Here is a 15,492-nt window from a genome sequence, read left to right on the forward strand (position 1 = left end):
TCATGCAGGAACACCGTTATGACGTGGTCATCGTCGGTGCCGGCGGCGCCGGCATGCGCGCAGCGATCGAGGCCGGTCCCCGCGCCCGCACCGCGGTACTGACCAAGCTCTACCCCACCCGCAGCCACACCGGCGCGGCCCAGGGCGGCATGTGCGCCGCACTGGCGAACGTTGAGGAAGACAACTGGGAGTGGCACACCTTCGACACGGTCAAGGGCGGCGACTACCTCGCCGACCAGGACGCCGTCGAGATCATGGCCAAGGAGGCCATCGACGCGGTGCTCGACCTCGAGAAGATGGGTCTGCCGTTCAACCGCACGCCCGAGGGCAAGATCGACCAGCGTCGTTTCGGTGGTCACACCCGCGATCACGGTAAGGCCCCCGTGCGCCGCGCATGTTATGCCGCGGACCGCACCGGTCACATGATCCTGCAGACGCTCTACCAGAACTGCGTCAAGCACGACGTCGAGTTCTTCAACGAGTTCTACGCCCTCGACATCGCGATCACCGAGACGGAGAACGGCCCGGTCGCCACCGGCGTCATCGCCTACGAGCTGGCCACCGGCGAGATCCACGTCTTCCACGCGAAGTCCATCGTGTTCGCCACCGGCGGCTCGGGACGCATGTACAAGACGACGTCCAACGCGCACACCCTCACCGGTGACGGCATGGGCATCATCTTCCGCAAGGGCCTCCCGCTGGAGGACATGGAGTTCCACCAGTTCCATCCGACAGGCCTGGCCGGGCTCGGCATCCTCATCTCCGAGGCCGTGCGCGGTGAGGGCGGCATCCTCCGCAACGCCGACGGCGAGCGGTTCATGGAGCGCTACGCCCCCACCATCAAGGACCTCGCACCCCGTGACATCGTCGCGCGGTCGATGGTTCTCGAGGTCCTCGAGGGACGCGGCGCGGGACCGAACAAGGATTACGTCTACATCGACGTGACCCACATCCCCGAGGAAGTCCTCGACGAGAAGCTCCCCGACATCATGGAGTTCTCCCGCACGTATCTCGGTGTGGATCCGGTCAAGGAACCCGTGCCGGTGTACCCCACCTGCCACTACGTCATGGGCGGCATCCCCACCAGGATCAACGGTGAGGTCCTCCGCAACAACGACGAGATCGTCCAGGGCCTGTACGCCGCCGGCGAGTGCGCCTGCGTGTCCGTCCACGGCGCGAACCGTCTCGGCACCAACTCGCTGCTCGACATCAACGTCTTCGGACGCCGCGCCGGCATCGCCGCCGCCGAGCACGCCAACAACAGCGAGTTCGTCGCCCTGCCGGAGACGCCCGAGAAGATGGTCGACGAGTGGATGGCCACCATCCTGTCGGACCACGGTCACGAGCGGGTCGCGGACATCCGCACCGAGCTGCAGCAGTCGATGGACAACAACGCCTCGGTGTTCCGCACGGAAGAGCGCCTCACCCAGGCACTCAAGGACGTGCGTGCACTGAAGGAGCGCTACAACCACATCACGGTGCAGGACAAGGGCAAGCGCTACAACAGCGACCTGCTCGAGGCCGTCGAGCTCGGCTTCCTCCTCGAAATGGCGGAGGTCACGGTCGTCGGCGCGCTGAACCGCAAGGAATCGCGCGGCGGCCACGCCCGCGAGGACTTCCCGGACCGCAACGACGCCGAGTACATGAAGCACACGATGGCATACAAGGAGGGCGACGGCCTGCTCTCCGACATCCGTCTCGACTACAAGCCGGTAGTCCAGACCCGCTACGAGCCGATGGAGCGTAAGTACTGATGAGCGCACCTGCAGTCGACAAGAGCGAGAACAAGTCGGATCTCCCTCCCGTTCCCGAGGGCGCCGTCATGGTCACCCTCAAGATCGCGCGGATGAACCCGGAATCCGGCGAGGGTCAGCACTGGGACAGCTTCCAGGTTCCGGCGCTGCCGACGGACCGCATGCTGAACCTGCTCCTGTACGTGAAGGGCTACCTCGACGGCACACTGACGTTCCGCCGCAGCTGCGCCCACGGCGTGTGCGGTTCGGACGCGATGCGGATCAACGGCGTCAACCGTCTGGCCTGCAAGCTCCTCATGAAGGACATGCTGCCCAAGGACGGCAAGCCGGTGACGATCACCGTCGAGCCCATCAAGGGCCTGCCGGTGGAGAAGGACCTCGTCGTCGACATGGAGCCGTTCTTCGACGCGTTCCGCGCCGTGAAGCCGTTCCTCATCACCACCGGCAACGAGCCCACCCGTGAGCGCATCCAGTCGCAGCACGACCGGGCCCGTTTCGACGACACCACCAAGTGCATCCTGTGTGCCTGCTGCACCACGTCGTGCCCGGTGTACTGGAGCGACGGCAGCTACTTCGGTCCCGCCGCCATCGTCAACGCGCACCGCTTCATCTTCGACAGCCGTGACGAGGGTGCGTCGGAGCGTCTCGACATCCTCAACGACAAGGACGGCGTCTGGCGGTGCCGGACCACGTTCAACTGCACCGACGCGTGCCCCCGCGGCATCCAGGTGACGAAGGCGATCCAGGAAGTCAAGCGCGCGCTGCTCTTCGCACGCTGACCCGAGGTCTTCTCAGCACGTTCCAGGGCGCCCCCGGCCACTTCGGCCGGGGGCGCCCTGCGTCGTGTCCAAGCTCACTGTCCGAGCCGTCCCACGGTGAGATCCCCGCGCTAGTGTCGAGAACGGATGCTCCCGACGAACAGCGAGGTTCACACATGACGCAGTCGCCCACTCCCGCAGTGGTCACGGTCACCGGAGCGGCAGGAAGTATCGGTTACGCGGCGCTGTTCCGGATCGCCGCGGGCGCGATGCTCGGCCCCGACACTCCGATTCGACTGCGGCTCTTGGAAATTCCGTCCGCCGTGTCCGCGGCCGAAGGCACCGCGATGGAGCTCGACGACAGCGCCTTCCCTCTCCTTCGCGACGTCGAGGTGCACGACGACCCGAAGCGGGGTTTCGACGGCACCGACGTGGCCCTGCTCATCGGATCGCGTCCCCGGTCCAAGGGGATGGAGCGCGGCGACCTGCTGGCCGCGAACGGGCAGATCTTCACCGTGCAGGGTCGCGCGATCAATCAGGTTGCCGCGGAAGGTGTCCGGGTGCTGGTCGTGGGCAACCCGGCCAACACCAACGCGCTCGTCGCCGCGAACAACGCCCCCGACGTACCCGCGGAGCGGTTCACGGCGCTGACCCGGCTCGACCACAACCGCGCGATCGCCCAGCTCGCACGGCACTCCGGCGCCGCGGTGAAGGACATCAGCCGCGTCACGATCTGGGGCAACCACTCCGGCACCCAGTACCCCGACATCTTCCACGCGCGGGTCGGGGACCGGTCCGGCGCCGAGTTCGCCGCGGACCGCGAATGGCTCACCGGCGACTTCATTCCCACCGTCGCGAACCGGGGCAGCGCGATCATCGAGGCCCGCGGCGCATCGTCCGCGGCCTCCGCCGCCAACGCCGCGATCGACCACGTGCACGACTGGGTGCTCGGCACCCCGGACGGCGATTGGACGTCCGTGGCGCTGCCCTCCACCGGCGCCTACGGGGTGCCGGAGGGGCTCGTCAGCTCGTTCCCGGTCCGGTCGGTCGACGGGGCCTGGCAGGTCGTGGAGGGGCTGGAGATCGACGAGTTCTCGCGGAAACGGATCGACGCGTCGGTGGCCGAACTCGAATCCGAACGCGACGCCGTCCGGGGCATGGGTTTCCTCTGATCCGGCGTCACTCTTCCGGAACGGTCGCAACGACGTCACGAAAGCGTGTCGACACGTGTCCGTTTTCGGAAGTCGACCGGTCGTCGCATACGCTGCCTCTTCGATGATGTGGCGTCGAGTGTGTACCGCGGTTGTGTCCGGAACCCTGCTGGCCGGACTCTCGGTGAGCGCTGCCGGGGCGATCCCGCCCCCGGTCCCCTCCTCCCCCATCTCGGCGCCGTTCACCATCCCGAACACCGACGACTGCCCGCACCGGTCGGCCCCGGCCCCCGCGATCGACCTGTCCGAGGTGCCGCAGCCCGGTGATCCGGCACCGACCGCCGTGTCCGTGCCCGACCAGCCGGTGGGCGGGCCGAAGCTCGCCGAATGCGGGGTGACGCTCCCCGACGGCGCCCCCGCGCTGCCCGCCGACATCGTGGCGTCCGGCTGGGTGCTGGCCGACATCGACAGCGGCGACGTGCTCGCGGCGAAGGACCCGCACGGCCGGTACCGCCCGGCCAGCACCATCAAGATGCTGCTCGCGCTCGTGGCGCTGGGCGAACTGGACCTCGACAAGACCGTGACCGCCACCGCCGAGGACGCCGCGGTGGAGGGCAGCGCGGTCGGGATCGGCAAGAACGGTCAGTACACGAACCGGCAGCTGATGCAGGGCCTCGTCATGGCGTCGGGGAACGACGCCGCCCACCTCCTCGCCCGGCAACTCGGCGGCGACGCCGCGACGGTCGAGAAGATGAACCGTCTCGCCGACACCCTCGGCGCTCACGACACGAGGACCGCGACCCCGTCCGGACTCGACGGTCCCGGCATGAGCAGTTCGCCGTACGACCTCGCGCTGATCTTCCACAACGCGATGAAGAACCCGACGTTCGCGGAGCTGATCTCCACGGAAACCGTTCAGTTCCCGGGCTTCCCGAAGGATCCCGCGATCCCGGAAGACCAGGACCGGCCGCCGTTCGCGCTCGCCAACGACAATCAACTGCTCTACAACTACCCGGGCGCGCTGGGCGGCAAGACCGGATTCACCGACGATGCGCGCCATACGTACGTCGGCGGCGCCGACCACGACGGCCGCCGCCTGATGGTGACGCTGATGGGAGCCGAGGCGCAGCCGATCCGCCCGTGGGAACAGGCAGCGCGACTGCTGGACTACGGTTTCGCCCTCGACCGCGACGCCCGGGTGGGTTCGCTGGAGGACCTGTACCCGGCCGAGGACGGCTCGTCCGCGGTGCTCGCCGCACCGCCGCAACAGGATTCGGCCGCTGCCACGAGTTCCGTCGTCGCCTCGGGTTCCGACCATCCCGACAACACGCTGGCCCTGCGGGCGGGTGTGGGTATCGTCGGGGCGGCCGTCGTCCTCGTGCTGGTGCTCTGCGCACGCCGGCTGTCCCGCAGGCGCTGACGCTCCCGGATCAGCGCTTGTTGCGGGTGAACAGTCCGGACAACCCGAGCGCGGCAAGGGCCCCCACACCGACCAGGGCGAGTCCCCCACGCACACCCGGACCCTCGTGGACCTCGATCCGCGGCGTGATGACGGCCGGATCCGGCGGAGGCACGAACGCGAGCGCCATGCTGGCCCTGGTGGTCGCGGCCCACGCCGTCGAGAAGAGCAGCATCCGGCAGGTCAGGTAGATGAACACGAGCAGACCGATGATCGGGCCGAACGCCACTCCTGCCGGACCCGCGGTGACCGCAGTGAGATAGATGGCACCGACCTGCTTGAAGATCTCGAACACCACGGCCGCGAGCAGGGCCGCCTTGATCGCACTGCGGAACGTCACGGGCTCCCGGGGCAGTCGGGCAATCACCCAGGCGAACACCGCCCACGTCGCGACCAGCGAGAGCACGGTCGACAGTGCGCGCAGTCCGGCGTCGACGCCGGTCACCTCGTCGAGGTTGAGCACCTCGACGACCGTGCGGGCCACCGGACCGCTGCTCAGCGCGGACGATCCGATCGAGACGATCATCGCCAGGCCCAGTCCGAGCAGAGCGCCCGCGTCGCCGAGCTTGGTGCGCACGAAACCCTTCGTTTCGCGCTGGCTCTCCCACATCGCCGTGAGCGCGTCGCGCAGGTTCGCCATCCATCCCAGACCGGCGTAGGCGGCACCGAGCAGACCGAGGACACCCACGCTGGCGCGGGACGCGATGGCCGAATCGATGATGGTGTTGAGCGTGTCACCGAGACTTCCGGGCACGTTCTTCGTGATGCCGTCCTGCAGTTCCTGCAGCAACTCCGGCTGCCCGGCGAGCACGAAACCGGCGATGGCGAACGCGACCATCAGGATCGGAATCAGTGCGAGCACACTGAAATACGTGATACCCGCCGCGTAGTAGTCACCCTTCTGATTCTGGTACCGCTGAGCGGCCCGCATCAGATGGTCGAACCAGGGGCGCGCTGCCCGCTGCTTGTCGAGAAAACTCGGTTCGTCAGCCACAGTGCTATCCCTTCGGTGTCAGGAACCCTACCTTCTCGTACACGGCCGCCAACGTCTGCGACGACACTTCACGGGCCCGGTGGGCACCGGCCGCGATGACACGATCGAGTTCCGCCTCGTCCGAGAGGTACCCCTCCACTTTCGCTTTCAACGGTGTCACGAATTCGGCGAGAACGTCGGCCGTATCGGTTTTCAGGTCGCCGTAGCCCTTGCCCTCGTACCCGGCGACCAACGTCTCCACGGGGGTGCCGGACAACGCCGACTGGATGGTGAGCAGGTTGCTCACACCGGGCTTGGCCTGCGGGTCGTACCGGATCTCCCGCTCGTTGTCGGTGACGGCGGACTTGATCTTCTTCGCCGACACCTTGGGGTCGTCGAGCAGGTTGATCAGACCGGCCGGGCTCGGACCGGACTTGCTCATCTTCGACGTCGGATCCTGCAGGTCGAAGATCTTGGCGGTGCCCTTGATGATCTGGGCCTCGGGAATGACGAACGCCTTCCCGAACCGGGTGTTGAACCGCTGAGCGAGGTCGCGGGCCAGTTCGAGGTGCTGACGCTGGTCCTCGCCGACGGGGACCCGCTGTGGGCGGTACAGCAGGATGTCGGCGGCCATCAGCACCGGATACGTGAACAGCCCGACGCTGGCGTTCTCACTGCCCTGCTTCGACGACTTGTCCTTGAACTGCGTCATGCGACTGGCCTCACCGAAACCGGTGATGCAGTTGAGAACCCACGCCAGCTGCGCGTGCTCGGGGACCTGGCTCTGGACGAACAGCGTGGCGCGGTCGGGGTCGATGCCCAGCGCCAGCAACTGTGCCGCCGCGATCTTCGTGCGGCGGCGGAGTTCCTTCGGGTCCTGCGCCACCGTGATCGCGTGCAGGTCGGGGATGAAGTAGAACGCGTCGAAGTCGTCCTGCAGAGGCACCCACTGCTGCAGAGCACCCAGGAAATTGCCGAGGTGGAACGAGTCGGCGGTGGGCTGGATGCCGGAGAGCACCCGCGGTTTCGCGGTGGGTTTCTGAGCTGCAGGGGTCGACATGAGTATTGATCTTTTCACGTGTGCCGTGACGACACGAATCAGATACCGCCCGTCACCGGTACTGGACGGTGACCGGCGCGTGATCGGACCACCGCTGGTCGTAGGTTTCGGCGCGCTCGACGACGGCCTGCTTGGCGCGCTCCGCCAGTTCGCGGGTGGCGATCTGGTAGTCGATGCGCCAGCCGGAGTCGTTGTCGAACGCCTTCCCGCGGTACGACCACCACGAGTACGGTCCGGCGACGTCCGGTTCGAGCAGGCGCACGACGTCGGACCAGTGCGCGTCCTCGGCGAACAGCGCGGACATCCATTCCCGCTCGTGGGGCAGGAACCCGGAGTTCTTCTTGTTCGTCTTCCAGTTCTTCAGGTCGAGTTCGGTGTGGGCGATGTTCCAGTCGCCGCAGACCACGACGTGCCTGCCTGCCGCGACGGCGGCCTCGGCGGTGGCGGTGAGGTACCGGGCGAAGGAGTCCATGAACCGCTCCTTCTCCTCCTGCCGGGGTGTCTGGGCCTCCCCCGAAGGCAGGTACAGACTCGCCACCGTGAGGTCGTCGAAGTCCGCCTCGATGTAGCGGCCCGCGGCCGCGAACTCCTCGTCACCGTGGCCGACGCGGACGGCGTCGGCCGGCTTCCGGGACAGGATCGCGACGCCGTTGCGCCCCTTCGACGACGGTTCCGCGGACGCCAGGTTCCATCCGCCCTCCAGGGCGGGCGCGAGGGTCTCCGCGAGCTGCTCGTCCGACGCCCGCGTCTCCTGCAGGCAGACGACGTCGGCCTCCGTGCGCTCCATCCACTCGGTGAGCCCCTTGCGGGCGGCCGCGCGGACTCCGTTGACATTGACGGTGGTGATGATGTGTGGCACGGCAAGCACCGTAGCGGACGCGTACGACAGCGCGGCTACCGAGACGAACGGGCGCTGCGGCGTTCCATCGCGACGGCCACGGTGAGGACCACGAGGCCCGCGACGGCGAGCAGCGCACCCACCGCGGCGGGTGCCGTGTAGCCGTAGCCGGCGGCGATGACGACGCCACCGATCCACGCCCCGAACGCGTTCGCGATGTTGAGGGCCGCGTGGTTGAGCGACGCGGCGAGGGTCTGGGCGTCGGCGGCGACGTCCATCAGCCGGGTCTGCAGGCCGGGAACCATCGACGCGCCCGCGGCGCCGACGAAGAACACCAGCAGCAGCGCCGTGTACGGGTTGTGCGAGGCCATCACGAAGATGCCGAGCACCACCCCGAGCGCCGTCATCGCGGCGAACAGACCGGGAATCAGCGCCCTGTCGGCGAGCGCGCCGCCGATCAGATTGCCCGCGACCATGCCCAGCCCGTAGATCATCAGGGCCAGCGGCACCAGCGACCGCGACAGCCCGGCGACGTCGGTGAGGGTCGTGCTGATGTAGGTGTAGACGGCGAACATGCCACCGAACCCGACCATGCCGATGATCAGCGTCATCCACACCTGCGCACGGCGCAGGGCACCGAGTTCGGTGAGCGGATTCGTCATCCGCATCGCGGCGAGCGCGGGAACCCAGGACCAGATCGCGCCCAGCGTCACGACACCGATCAGTGCGACGAGGGCGAAGGCGCTGCGCCAGCCGAAGGCCTGGCCCAGCCACGAGGCGGCGGGAACACCGACGACGTTGGCCACCGACAGTCCCATCATGACGAGCGCGACCGCCCTGGCGCGCTGGCCGCGCTCGGCGAGGTGCGCCGCCACCAGGGCCGCGACGCCGAAGTAGGCGCCGTGCGGGAGGCCCGCGACGAACCGCGCGGCCATCAGCACCCCGTAGTTCGGTGCGAACACGGTGGCGGCGTTGCCGATCGTGAACGCCGCCATCAACGCGATCAGCAGCGTCTTGCGGGGCACCCGCGCGGTGAGCGCGGCGATGAGCGGCGCGCCCACGACCACGCCCAGGGCGTACGCCGAGATGACGTGCCCGGCCGTCGGCTCGGTGATCCCGAGGCTCGACGCCATCTCGGGAAGCAGTCCCATCGCCACGAACTCGGTGGTGCCGATCCCGAAGCCGCCGAGCGCGAGCGCGATCATGGCGAGCTTGCGGACGGACGGATGTTGCGCGATGACACCGAGGTGCTCGGGGCGGACCGGGGTGGAAGTGCTCACAGCAGGACTTTCGACTAGGCAGCAATACGACTACGCGGCGCACGGCGCCTCGTAGCGCAACGACCCACACCGGAATTCTCTTCCCCGGATTCCGCGTTTCGCGCCGCGAGCGGCCGTGAGATGACTCACCCGGCCCCGGAGACGCGAAACGGGACGACCCCGGCGAGGGGCGTCCCGTTTCGTACTGCTGCGGCGTCGGTGCCTACTGCTCGGCGATGGCCTTCTGGAGGTTGATGTCCAGTGCACCGAGGAATTCCTCGGTGGTCAGGTAGCCCTGGTCGCCGCCGACCAGCATCGCGAGGTCCTTGGTCATCTGGCCACCCTCGACGGTCTTGATGACCACGTCTTCGAGCTTCTGCGCGAAGCCGATGACGTCGGGGGTGCTGTCCAGCTTGCCGCGGTGCTCGAGTCCACGGGTCCACGCGAAGATCGACGCGATGGGGTTGGTGGACGTCGGCTTGCCCTGCTGGTGCTGACGGAAGTGACGCGTCACGGTGCCGTGTGCGGCCTCGGCCTCACACGTCTTTCCGTCCGGGGTCAGCAGCACGGAGGTCATGAGGCCGAGCGATCCGAAGCCCTGCGCGACGGTGTCGGACTGGACGTCGCCGTCGTAGTTCTTGCAGGCCCAGACGTAGCCGCCCTCCCACTTGAGCGCCGACGCGACCATGTCGTCGATGAGGCGGTGCTCGTAGGTGAGTCCTGCCGCGTCGAATTCCGGCTTGAACTCGGTCTCGTAGACGTGCTGGAAGATGTCCTTGAACGCGCCGTCGTACGCCTTGAGGATGGTGTTCTTGGTCGACAGGTACACCGGGTAATTCTGCTGCAGGCCGTAGTTGAGCGAGGCGCGCGCGAAGTCCTCGATGGACTTGGTGAAGTTGTACTGACCCTGGACGACGCCGCCGCCGTCGGGGAAGTTCACCAGTTCGTGCTCGATCGGCTCGCTGCCGTCCTCGGGCGTGTAGGTGATCATCACCTTGCCGGGGCCGGGGACCTTGAAGTCGGTGGCGCGGTACTGGTCGCCGAAGGCGTGACGGCCGATGATGATCGGCTTCGTCCAGCCCGGAACCAGTCGCGGGACGTTGGAGATGATGATCGGCGCGCGGAAGATCGTGCCACCGAGGATGTTGCGGATGGTGCCGTTGGGCGACCGCCACATCTTCTTGAGGCCGAACTCCTCGACGCGTGCCTCGTCCGGGGTGATCGTCGCGCACTTGACGCCGACGCCGTGCTTCTTGATGGCGTTGGCCGCGTCGACGGTGACCTGGTCGTCGGTCTCGTCCCGGTACTCGATACCGAGGTCGTAGTACTCCAGGTTCACATCCAGGTAGGGATGGATCAGCTTGTCTTTGATGAACTGCCAGATGATGCGTGTCATCTCGTCGCCGTCGAGTTCGACGACGGTGCCCTCAACCTTGATTTTGGACATGGGTGCTTCGCGTCCTCCTAGGAAGATTCCCTGGTTACACGGTTGCGGGCGCACTTCGTGAGTGGGTCCGCGAACGGTTCGCTTGTCAAACGTAGACGGTCGATGCGGCCGCTGGAGAGACCGCACTTAAACAAGACAAGCGTACTGCTATGCCCGGGGCGCGCAAGATGTGGGTGCGAAATCCCCCTCCCTACCAGCTGGTAACTTTTCGCTGCCAGCGGGCCTGATCGGTGCCGTTTCCGGTCGCTTCGCCGCAGCCGCTAAGATTCAACAGAGGTCATGAGTGCCAGCAACGAGCCCCGGCTAGCTGGCCGGCAACCCTCCGCCGCGGTGGGGTGCCCCGGGTGATGACCTGGTTCCCTGATTCATACAACAGTCGGGTGACAAGCGCGGGTCCGACATCGGAGGTTCATGATGCGTTGTTGTTGTCGTAGATAGACCCCAGACAGCCCTGTGCGCGAACGAACCAGTTCCTCGTCCGCGCCTCGTCAGACCACTGGAGTAGACAGCACATGACCGAGAACTGGTCGTTCGAGACCAAGCAGATCCACGCCGGGCAGACGTCCGACGCGACCACCAAGGCGCGGGCGCTGCCGATCTACCAGACCACCTCGTACACGTTCGACAGCACCGATCACGCTGCCGCGCTGTTCGGTCTGGCCGAGCCCGGCAACATCTACACCCGCATCATGAACCCCACCCAGGACGCCGTCGAGCAGCGCATCGCCGCCCTCGAAGGCGGCGTCGCCGCCCTCATGCTGTCGTCCGGGCAGGCCGCCGAGACGTTCGCGATCCTGAACCTCGCCGAGGCGGGCGACCACATCGTCTCCAGCCCGCGCCTGTACGGCGGCACCTACAACCTCTTCCACTACACGCTGCCCAAGCTCGGCATCGAGGTCTCGTTCGTCGAAGACCCCGACGACCTCGAGCAGTGGAAGAACGCGATCCGGGACAACACGAGGGCGTTCTACGGCGAGACCATCTCCAATCCCCGCAACGACGTGCTCGACCTGCCCGGCATCTCCGGCGTCGCACACCAGCACGGACTCCCGCTGATCGTCGACAACACCGTGGCCACCCCCTACCTGATCCGCCCGCTCGAGCACGGCGCGGACATCGTGGTGCACTCGGCCACCAAGTACCTCGGCGGTCACGGCACGGCCATCGCGGGCGTCATCGTCGACGGCGGCACGTTCGACTGGACCCAGGGCCGGCACAGCAGCTTCACCACCCCGGACCCGAGTTACCACGGCGTCGTCTACTCCGAACTCGGACCGCCCGCGTTCGCCCTCAAAGCCCGCGTGCAGTTGCTCCGCGACCTCGGTTCCGCGATCTCCCCGTTCAACGCGTTCCTCATCGCGCAGGGCCTCGAGACGCTGAGCCTGCGGATGGAACGGCACGTGTCCAATGCGACCGCCGTCGCCCAGTACCTGGAGGCACGGCCGGAGATCGTGTCCGTCGGATACGCCGGGCTCCCGTCGTCACCGTGGTACGACCGGGCGAAGCAGATCGCGCCGAGGGGTGCGGGTGCCATCGTGACGTTCGAACTCGCCGGCGGCATCGACGCGGGCAAGAAGTTCGTCAACGCACTCACCCTCCACAGCCACGTCGCGAACATCGGTGACGTCCGCTCGCTGGTGATCCACCCGGCGTCCACCACACACTCCCAGCTGACCCCGGAGGAGCAGGCCGCCAGCGGCGTCACCCCCGGACTGGTCCGCCTGGCGGTCGGCATCGAAGGGATCGACGACATCATCGCCGATATCGAGTCCGGAATTACGGCGGCGGCATCTTGACCGTGAGCGCAGTGCAGAACCTCCCCGTGGCCGACGGACGTCTCGGCACCGTCGACATCGGATCGCTCGAACTCGAGAACGGCGCGGTGATCCCGTCCGTGACTCTCGCCGTGCAGCGGTGGGGCGAACTGTCCCCGAACCGTGACAACGTGGTGCTCGTCGAGCACGCCCTCACCGGCGACTCCCACGTCACCGGCCCCGTCACCGACGAGCACCCCTCCCCCGGATGGTGGAGCGGAATGGTCGGTCCGGGTGCGCCGATCGACACCGACGAGTGGTGCGTCGTCGCGACCAACGTCCTCGGTGGCTGCCGCGGCACCACCGGTCCCGGTTCGGTCGCGGAGGACGGGCGCCCGTGGGGCAGCCGCTTCCCGGAGATCACCATCCGCGACCAGATCGCGGCCGAGAAGAAGTTCACCGACCTTCTGGGGATCGACAAGCTGGCGTCCGTGGTCGGTGGTTCGATGGGCGGCATGCGCGCGCTCGAGTGGGCCGTGACGTACCCGGACCAGGTTGCGTCGGCGCTCGTTCTCGCGGTCGGCGCCCGTGCGACCGCGGATCAGATCGGCACGCAGACCACGCAGATCGAGGCCATCACCAGCGACCCCGACTGGCTGGGCGGCGACTACCACGGCACCGGCCGGACCCCCCGGACCGGACTGCGCATCGCCCGCAGGATCGCGCACCTCACGTACCGCACCGAGAGCGAACTCGACTCTCGGTTCGCGAACTCGCCGCAGGACGGCGAGGACCCCTGGCGCGGCGGGCGGTACTCCGTCGAGAGCTACCTCCAGCACCAGGCCGACAAGCTGGTCGGCAGGTTCGACCCGGGCACGTACGTGCTGCTGTCCGAGGCCATGAACCGGCACGACGTGGGCCGCGGCCGCGGGGGTATCTCGGCGGCGCTGGGGGCGATCACCGCACCCGTCATCGTGGGCGGCGTCGACTCCGACCGCCTGTACCCGATCCGCCTGCAGGAGGATCTGGCCGAGGACATCCCCACCTGCGACGGCCTGCGGGTACTCAACTCGCGGGACGGCCACGACGGGTTCCTCACCGAGGCTGCCGCCGTCGCGAAACTGCTGTCCGAAACGATGCAACTGGCACGCGCCGGGCGCTGATCCCGCGCCGGGCGACGCCCGCTCGGACCGTCAGTCGGTTCCGAGCGGGTCGATCGACACGGCCAGCCAGACAATCGCGCCGCCGACGGCCACGAGTGCGCCCACGTCGAAGGCCTTGCTGCGCACCGCGAGCAGTCCGACGCGCTCCGACGGCATCGTCAACCGGAACGCTGCCGCGAGCAGGGTGGCGATACCGAACACGAACGCTCCCCGCCGCCACCGGTCCGCGAGCACGAACACCACGGCCACGACGATGACGACGAGGACTGCCAGCATCGGCAGGTTCTTCTTCGCGAACTGCCCCCAGTCGGCCATCTCAGCCGAGAGACGCTGCGACACGCTCAGCCCGCTCCACGACGTTGGTCAGCAGGAACGCGCGGGTCAGCGGTCCGACCCCGCCGGGGTTCGGGGACAGGAAACCGGCGACCTCGGCGACGTCCGCCGCCACGTCGCCGCGCAGCCCGTCCTCGGTGCGGCTCACGCCCACGTCGAGTACCGCGGCGCCGGGCTTGACCATGTCGGCCGTCACCAGCCCGGGAACACCCGCCGCCGCGATGACAATGTCGGCGCGCCGGACCTCCGCTCCGAGGTCCCGCGTGCGGGTGTGGCAGAGGGTGACGGTGGCGTTCTCGCTGCGCCGGGTGAACAGCAGGCCGATCGGGCGGCCCACGGTGACACCGCGACCGACGACGACGACGTGCGCCCCCTCGATCGGGACCTCGTAGCGGCGCAGCAGGTGCAGGATTCCGCGCGGCGTGCACGGCAGCGGCGCTTCCTTGCCCAGCACCAGGCGGCCGAGGTTGACCGGGTGCAGGCCGTCGGCGTCCTTGTCGGGGTCGATGCGCTCGAGCGCGGCGTTCTCGTCGAGCTGCTTCGGCACCGGGAGCTGCACGATGTACCCGGTGCAGTCGGGGTTGGCGTTGAGCTCGTCGATGGTGGCGTCGAGCTTCTCCTGCGTGATGTCCGCGGGCAGGTCGCGGCGGATCGAGGTGATCCCGACCTTCGCGCAGTCGTTGTGCTTGCCGCGCACGTAAGCGGCCGACCCCGGGTCGTCCCCCACCAGAACGGTGCCGAGACCGGGCGTGATGCCCTTGTCCTTCAGGGCGCTCACCCGCACCTTCAGGTCTTCGAAAATCTCGTCGCGGGTCGCCTTGCCATCGAGGATCGTTGCAGTCACGTGCCCCATTCTCTCAGGTTCGCCGAACCAGTGTCAGGCAGGTTCGCCGAACCAGTGTCAGGTCGGTTCCACCACGAGCCCGTTGGCCGTCGCGTACGCGATGGCCTGGGTGAGTTCGATCTGCGCCTTGTCCAGTGAGGCCGCCGTCCACAGGTTCGCGTCGACGTGCGCCCCGCGCAGGTCCGCGCCGTCGAATTTCGCGCCGCCCGTGCGGGCCCCGAACAGGTCCGCCGAGCGGAGCACGGCCCGGCGGAGGTCCGTGCGGACGAGGTTGGCTTCCCGGAACCGGCAGTCCGTGAAATCGAGTCCGCGCAGGTCGGCACCGCCCAGCGACACGAGCGTGAAGTCGCACTCGTCGAAGACCATCGGGCGCAGCCGGCAGTTGTCGAACTCCGAACCGAGGAAGCTGCAATTGCGGAACTCGCTGTGCCACAGCGTCGTTCTGGTGAACGCGCACGAGCGGAACGCCGTCCCCACGTGGTGCGACTCGGCGAGGTCGGCGCCCGTGAAATCGCATTCGGTGAAGATCACCGACTCGGTGCGGAGTTCGCTCAGGTCGGCGTCACGGAAGTTGCATTTCGTGTAGTGCCGCCGCTGCCAGTTCTGCGCGGGGAGTCGTGCGTCGCCGTAGTCCTCACCCACCACCTCTTCGACCGGATCCATGCGTCCATCATGCCGCCTCCCGGTGTGGCCCTAAGC

General features: G+C 67.8%; 14 protein-coding genes and 1 riboswitch. Of the genes, 6 read left to right on the top strand and 8 right to left on the bottom strand.

From position 1 onward, the window contains the following. Positions 1-2: 2 nt before the first annotated feature. The 4 genes from sdhA to CJ179_RS05890 all read left to right on the top strand — a co-directional run bounded on the left by sdhA (position 3) and on the right by CJ179_RS05890 (position 5,083). Positions 3-1,754, top strand: coding sequence for a succinate dehydrogenase flavoprotein subunit (gene sdhA, locus CJ179_RS05875; RefSeq protein WP_095860879.1), 1,752 nt, complete (start codon positions 3-5; stop codon positions 1,752-1,754). Continuing rightward, positions 1,754-2,533, top strand: coding sequence for a succinate dehydrogenase iron-sulfur subunit (locus CJ179_RS05880; protein WP_005256985.1), 780 nt, complete (start codon positions 1,754-1,756; stop codon positions 2,531-2,533). Before sdhA ends, CJ179_RS05880 begins: the two co-directional genes overlap by 1 nt. A gap of 155 nt (positions 2,534-2,688) precedes the next feature. Beyond that, positions 2,689-3,684 carry a malate dehydrogenase gene (locus CJ179_RS05885; RefSeq protein ID WP_095860880.1) on the top strand — a complete coding sequence of 332 codons (996 nt, stop codon included), beginning with the start codon at positions 2,689-2,691 and terminating at the stop codon, positions 3,682-3,684. Between the two features lie 118 nt (positions 3,685-3,802). Continuing rightward, entirely contained in the window at positions 3,803-5,083 is a 1,281-nt protein-coding gene (locus CJ179_RS05890; RefSeq protein WP_072948996.1) for a D-alanyl-D-alanine carboxypeptidase family protein, read from the top strand. Positions 5,084-5,093: 10 nt separating this feature from the next. Here the strand turns inward: CJ179_RS05890 and yhjD are convergent, their stop codons facing one another. The 5 genes from yhjD to CJ179_RS05915 form a co-directional block, all read right to left on the bottom strand. Then, positions 5,094-6,116 carry an inner membrane protein YhjD gene (gene yhjD / locus CJ179_RS05895; protein ID WP_095860881.1) on the bottom strand — a complete coding sequence of 341 codons (1,023 nt, stop codon included), beginning with the start codon at positions 6,114-6,116 and terminating at the stop codon, positions 5,094-5,096. Between the two features lie 4 nt (positions 6,117-6,120). Beyond that, complete coding sequence (gene trpS / locus CJ179_RS05900) at positions 6,121-7,155, bottom strand: tryptophan--tRNA ligase (protein ID WP_095860882.1); 1,035 nt, start codon at positions 7,153-7,155, stop codon at positions 6,121-6,123. A 52-nt stretch (positions 7,156-7,207) separates the two neighbouring features. Then, positions 7,208-8,014, bottom strand: a complete 807-nt coding sequence (locus CJ179_RS05905; protein ID WP_095861069.1) for an exodeoxyribonuclease III — start codon at positions 8,012-8,014, stop codon at positions 7,208-7,210. 35 nt (positions 8,015-8,049) lie between these two features. Next, positions 8,050-9,273 carry an MFS transporter gene (locus CJ179_RS05910; protein ID WP_083395565.1) on the bottom strand — a complete coding sequence of 408 codons (1,224 nt, stop codon included), beginning with the start codon at positions 9,271-9,273 and terminating at the stop codon, positions 8,050-8,052. 202 nt (positions 9,274-9,475) lie between these two features. Continuing rightward, positions 9,476-10,699 carry an NADP-dependent isocitrate dehydrogenase gene (locus CJ179_RS05915; RefSeq protein WP_072948985.1) on the bottom strand — a complete coding sequence of 408 codons (1,224 nt, stop codon included), beginning with the start codon at positions 10,697-10,699 and terminating at the stop codon, positions 9,476-9,478. Between the two features lie 275 nt (positions 10,700-10,974). Then, a riboswitch (SAM riboswitch) is annotated at positions 10,975-11,095 on the top strand. A gap of 116 nt (positions 11,096-11,211) precedes the next feature. Here CJ179_RS05915 and CJ179_RS05920 point away from each other — a divergent pair. Both CJ179_RS05920 and CJ179_RS05925 read left to right on the top strand, forming a co-directional pair. Beyond that, positions 11,212-12,495, top strand: coding sequence for a bifunctional o-acetylhomoserine/o-acetylserine sulfhydrylase (locus tag CJ179_RS05920; protein ID WP_072948983.1), 1,284 nt, complete (start codon positions 11,212-11,214; stop codon positions 12,493-12,495). After that, the gene (locus tag CJ179_RS05925; RefSeq protein WP_072948981.1) at positions 12,492-13,616 is read left to right on the top strand and encodes a homoserine O-acetyltransferase; all 1,125 of its coding nucleotides are present in this window, start codon (positions 12,492-12,494) and stop codon (positions 13,614-13,616) included. Before CJ179_RS05920 ends, CJ179_RS05925 begins: the two co-directional genes overlap by 4 nt. A 30-nt stretch (positions 13,617-13,646) precedes the next feature. Here CJ179_RS05925 and CJ179_RS05930 read toward each other — a convergent pair whose 3' ends face one another. Genes CJ179_RS05930 through CJ179_RS05940 form a run of 3 tightly spaced genes read right to left on the bottom strand, consistent with a single transcriptional unit; the run spans position 13,647 to position 15,456 of the window. Continuing rightward, positions 13,647-13,931, bottom strand: a complete 285-nt coding sequence (locus CJ179_RS05930; RefSeq protein WP_072948979.1) for a DUF3017 domain-containing protein — start codon at positions 13,929-13,931, stop codon at positions 13,647-13,649. A 1-nt stretch (position 13,932) separates the two neighbouring features. Beyond that, positions 13,933-14,793, bottom strand: coding sequence for a bifunctional methylenetetrahydrofolate dehydrogenase/methenyltetrahydrofolate cyclohydrolase (locus tag CJ179_RS05935; RefSeq protein WP_174705571.1), 861 nt, complete (start codon positions 14,791-14,793; stop codon positions 13,933-13,935). A gap of 57 nt (positions 14,794-14,850) precedes the next feature. Beyond that, a complete protein-coding gene (locus CJ179_RS05940; RefSeq protein ID WP_095860883.1) occupies positions 14,851-15,456 on the bottom strand; it encodes a pentapeptide repeat-containing protein in 606 nt (201 codons plus the stop codon). Positions 15,457-15,492: the final 36 nt, after the last annotated feature.

It is taken from the genome of Rhodococcus sp. ACS1 (assembly GCF_002300155.1).
GTDB classification, from domain to species: Bacteria; Actinomycetota; Actinomycetes; order Mycobacteriales; family Mycobacteriaceae; genus Rhodococcus_F; species Rhodococcus_F koreensis.

Bases quoted from the DNA above. Each gene is read 5' to 3' on its own strand.
- CJ179_RS05885 (WP_095860880.1), top strand. From the start codon at position 2,689: ATGACGCAGTCGCCCACTCCCGCAGTGGTCACGGTCACCGGAGCGGCA.
- CJ179_RS05940 (WP_095860883.1), bottom strand. From the start codon at position 15,456: ATGGATCCGGTCGAAGAGGTGGTGGGTGAGGACTACGGCGACGCACGA.
- CJ179_RS05930 (WP_072948979.1), bottom strand. From the start codon at position 13,931: ATGGCCGACTGGGGGCAGTTCGCGAAGAAGAACCTGCCGATGCTGGCA.
- CJ179_RS05880 (WP_005256985.1), top strand. From the start codon at position 1,754: ATGAGCGCACCTGCAGTCGACAAGAGCGAGAACAAGTCGGATCTCCCT.
- CJ179_RS05920 (WP_072948983.1), top strand. From the start codon at position 11,212: ATGACCGAGAACTGGTCGTTCGAGACCAAGCAGATCCACGCCGGGCAG.
- sdhA (WP_095860879.1), top strand. From the start codon at position 3: ATGCAGGAACACCGTTATGACGTGGTCATCGTCGGTGCCGGCGGCGCC.
- CJ179_RS05915 (WP_072948985.1), bottom strand. From the start codon at position 10,699: ATGTCCAAAATCAAGGTTGAGGGCACCGTCGTCGAACTCGACGGCGAC.
- trpS (WP_095860882.1), bottom strand. From the start codon at position 7,155: ATGTCGACCCCTGCAGCTCAGAAACCCACCGCGAAACCGCGGGTGCTC.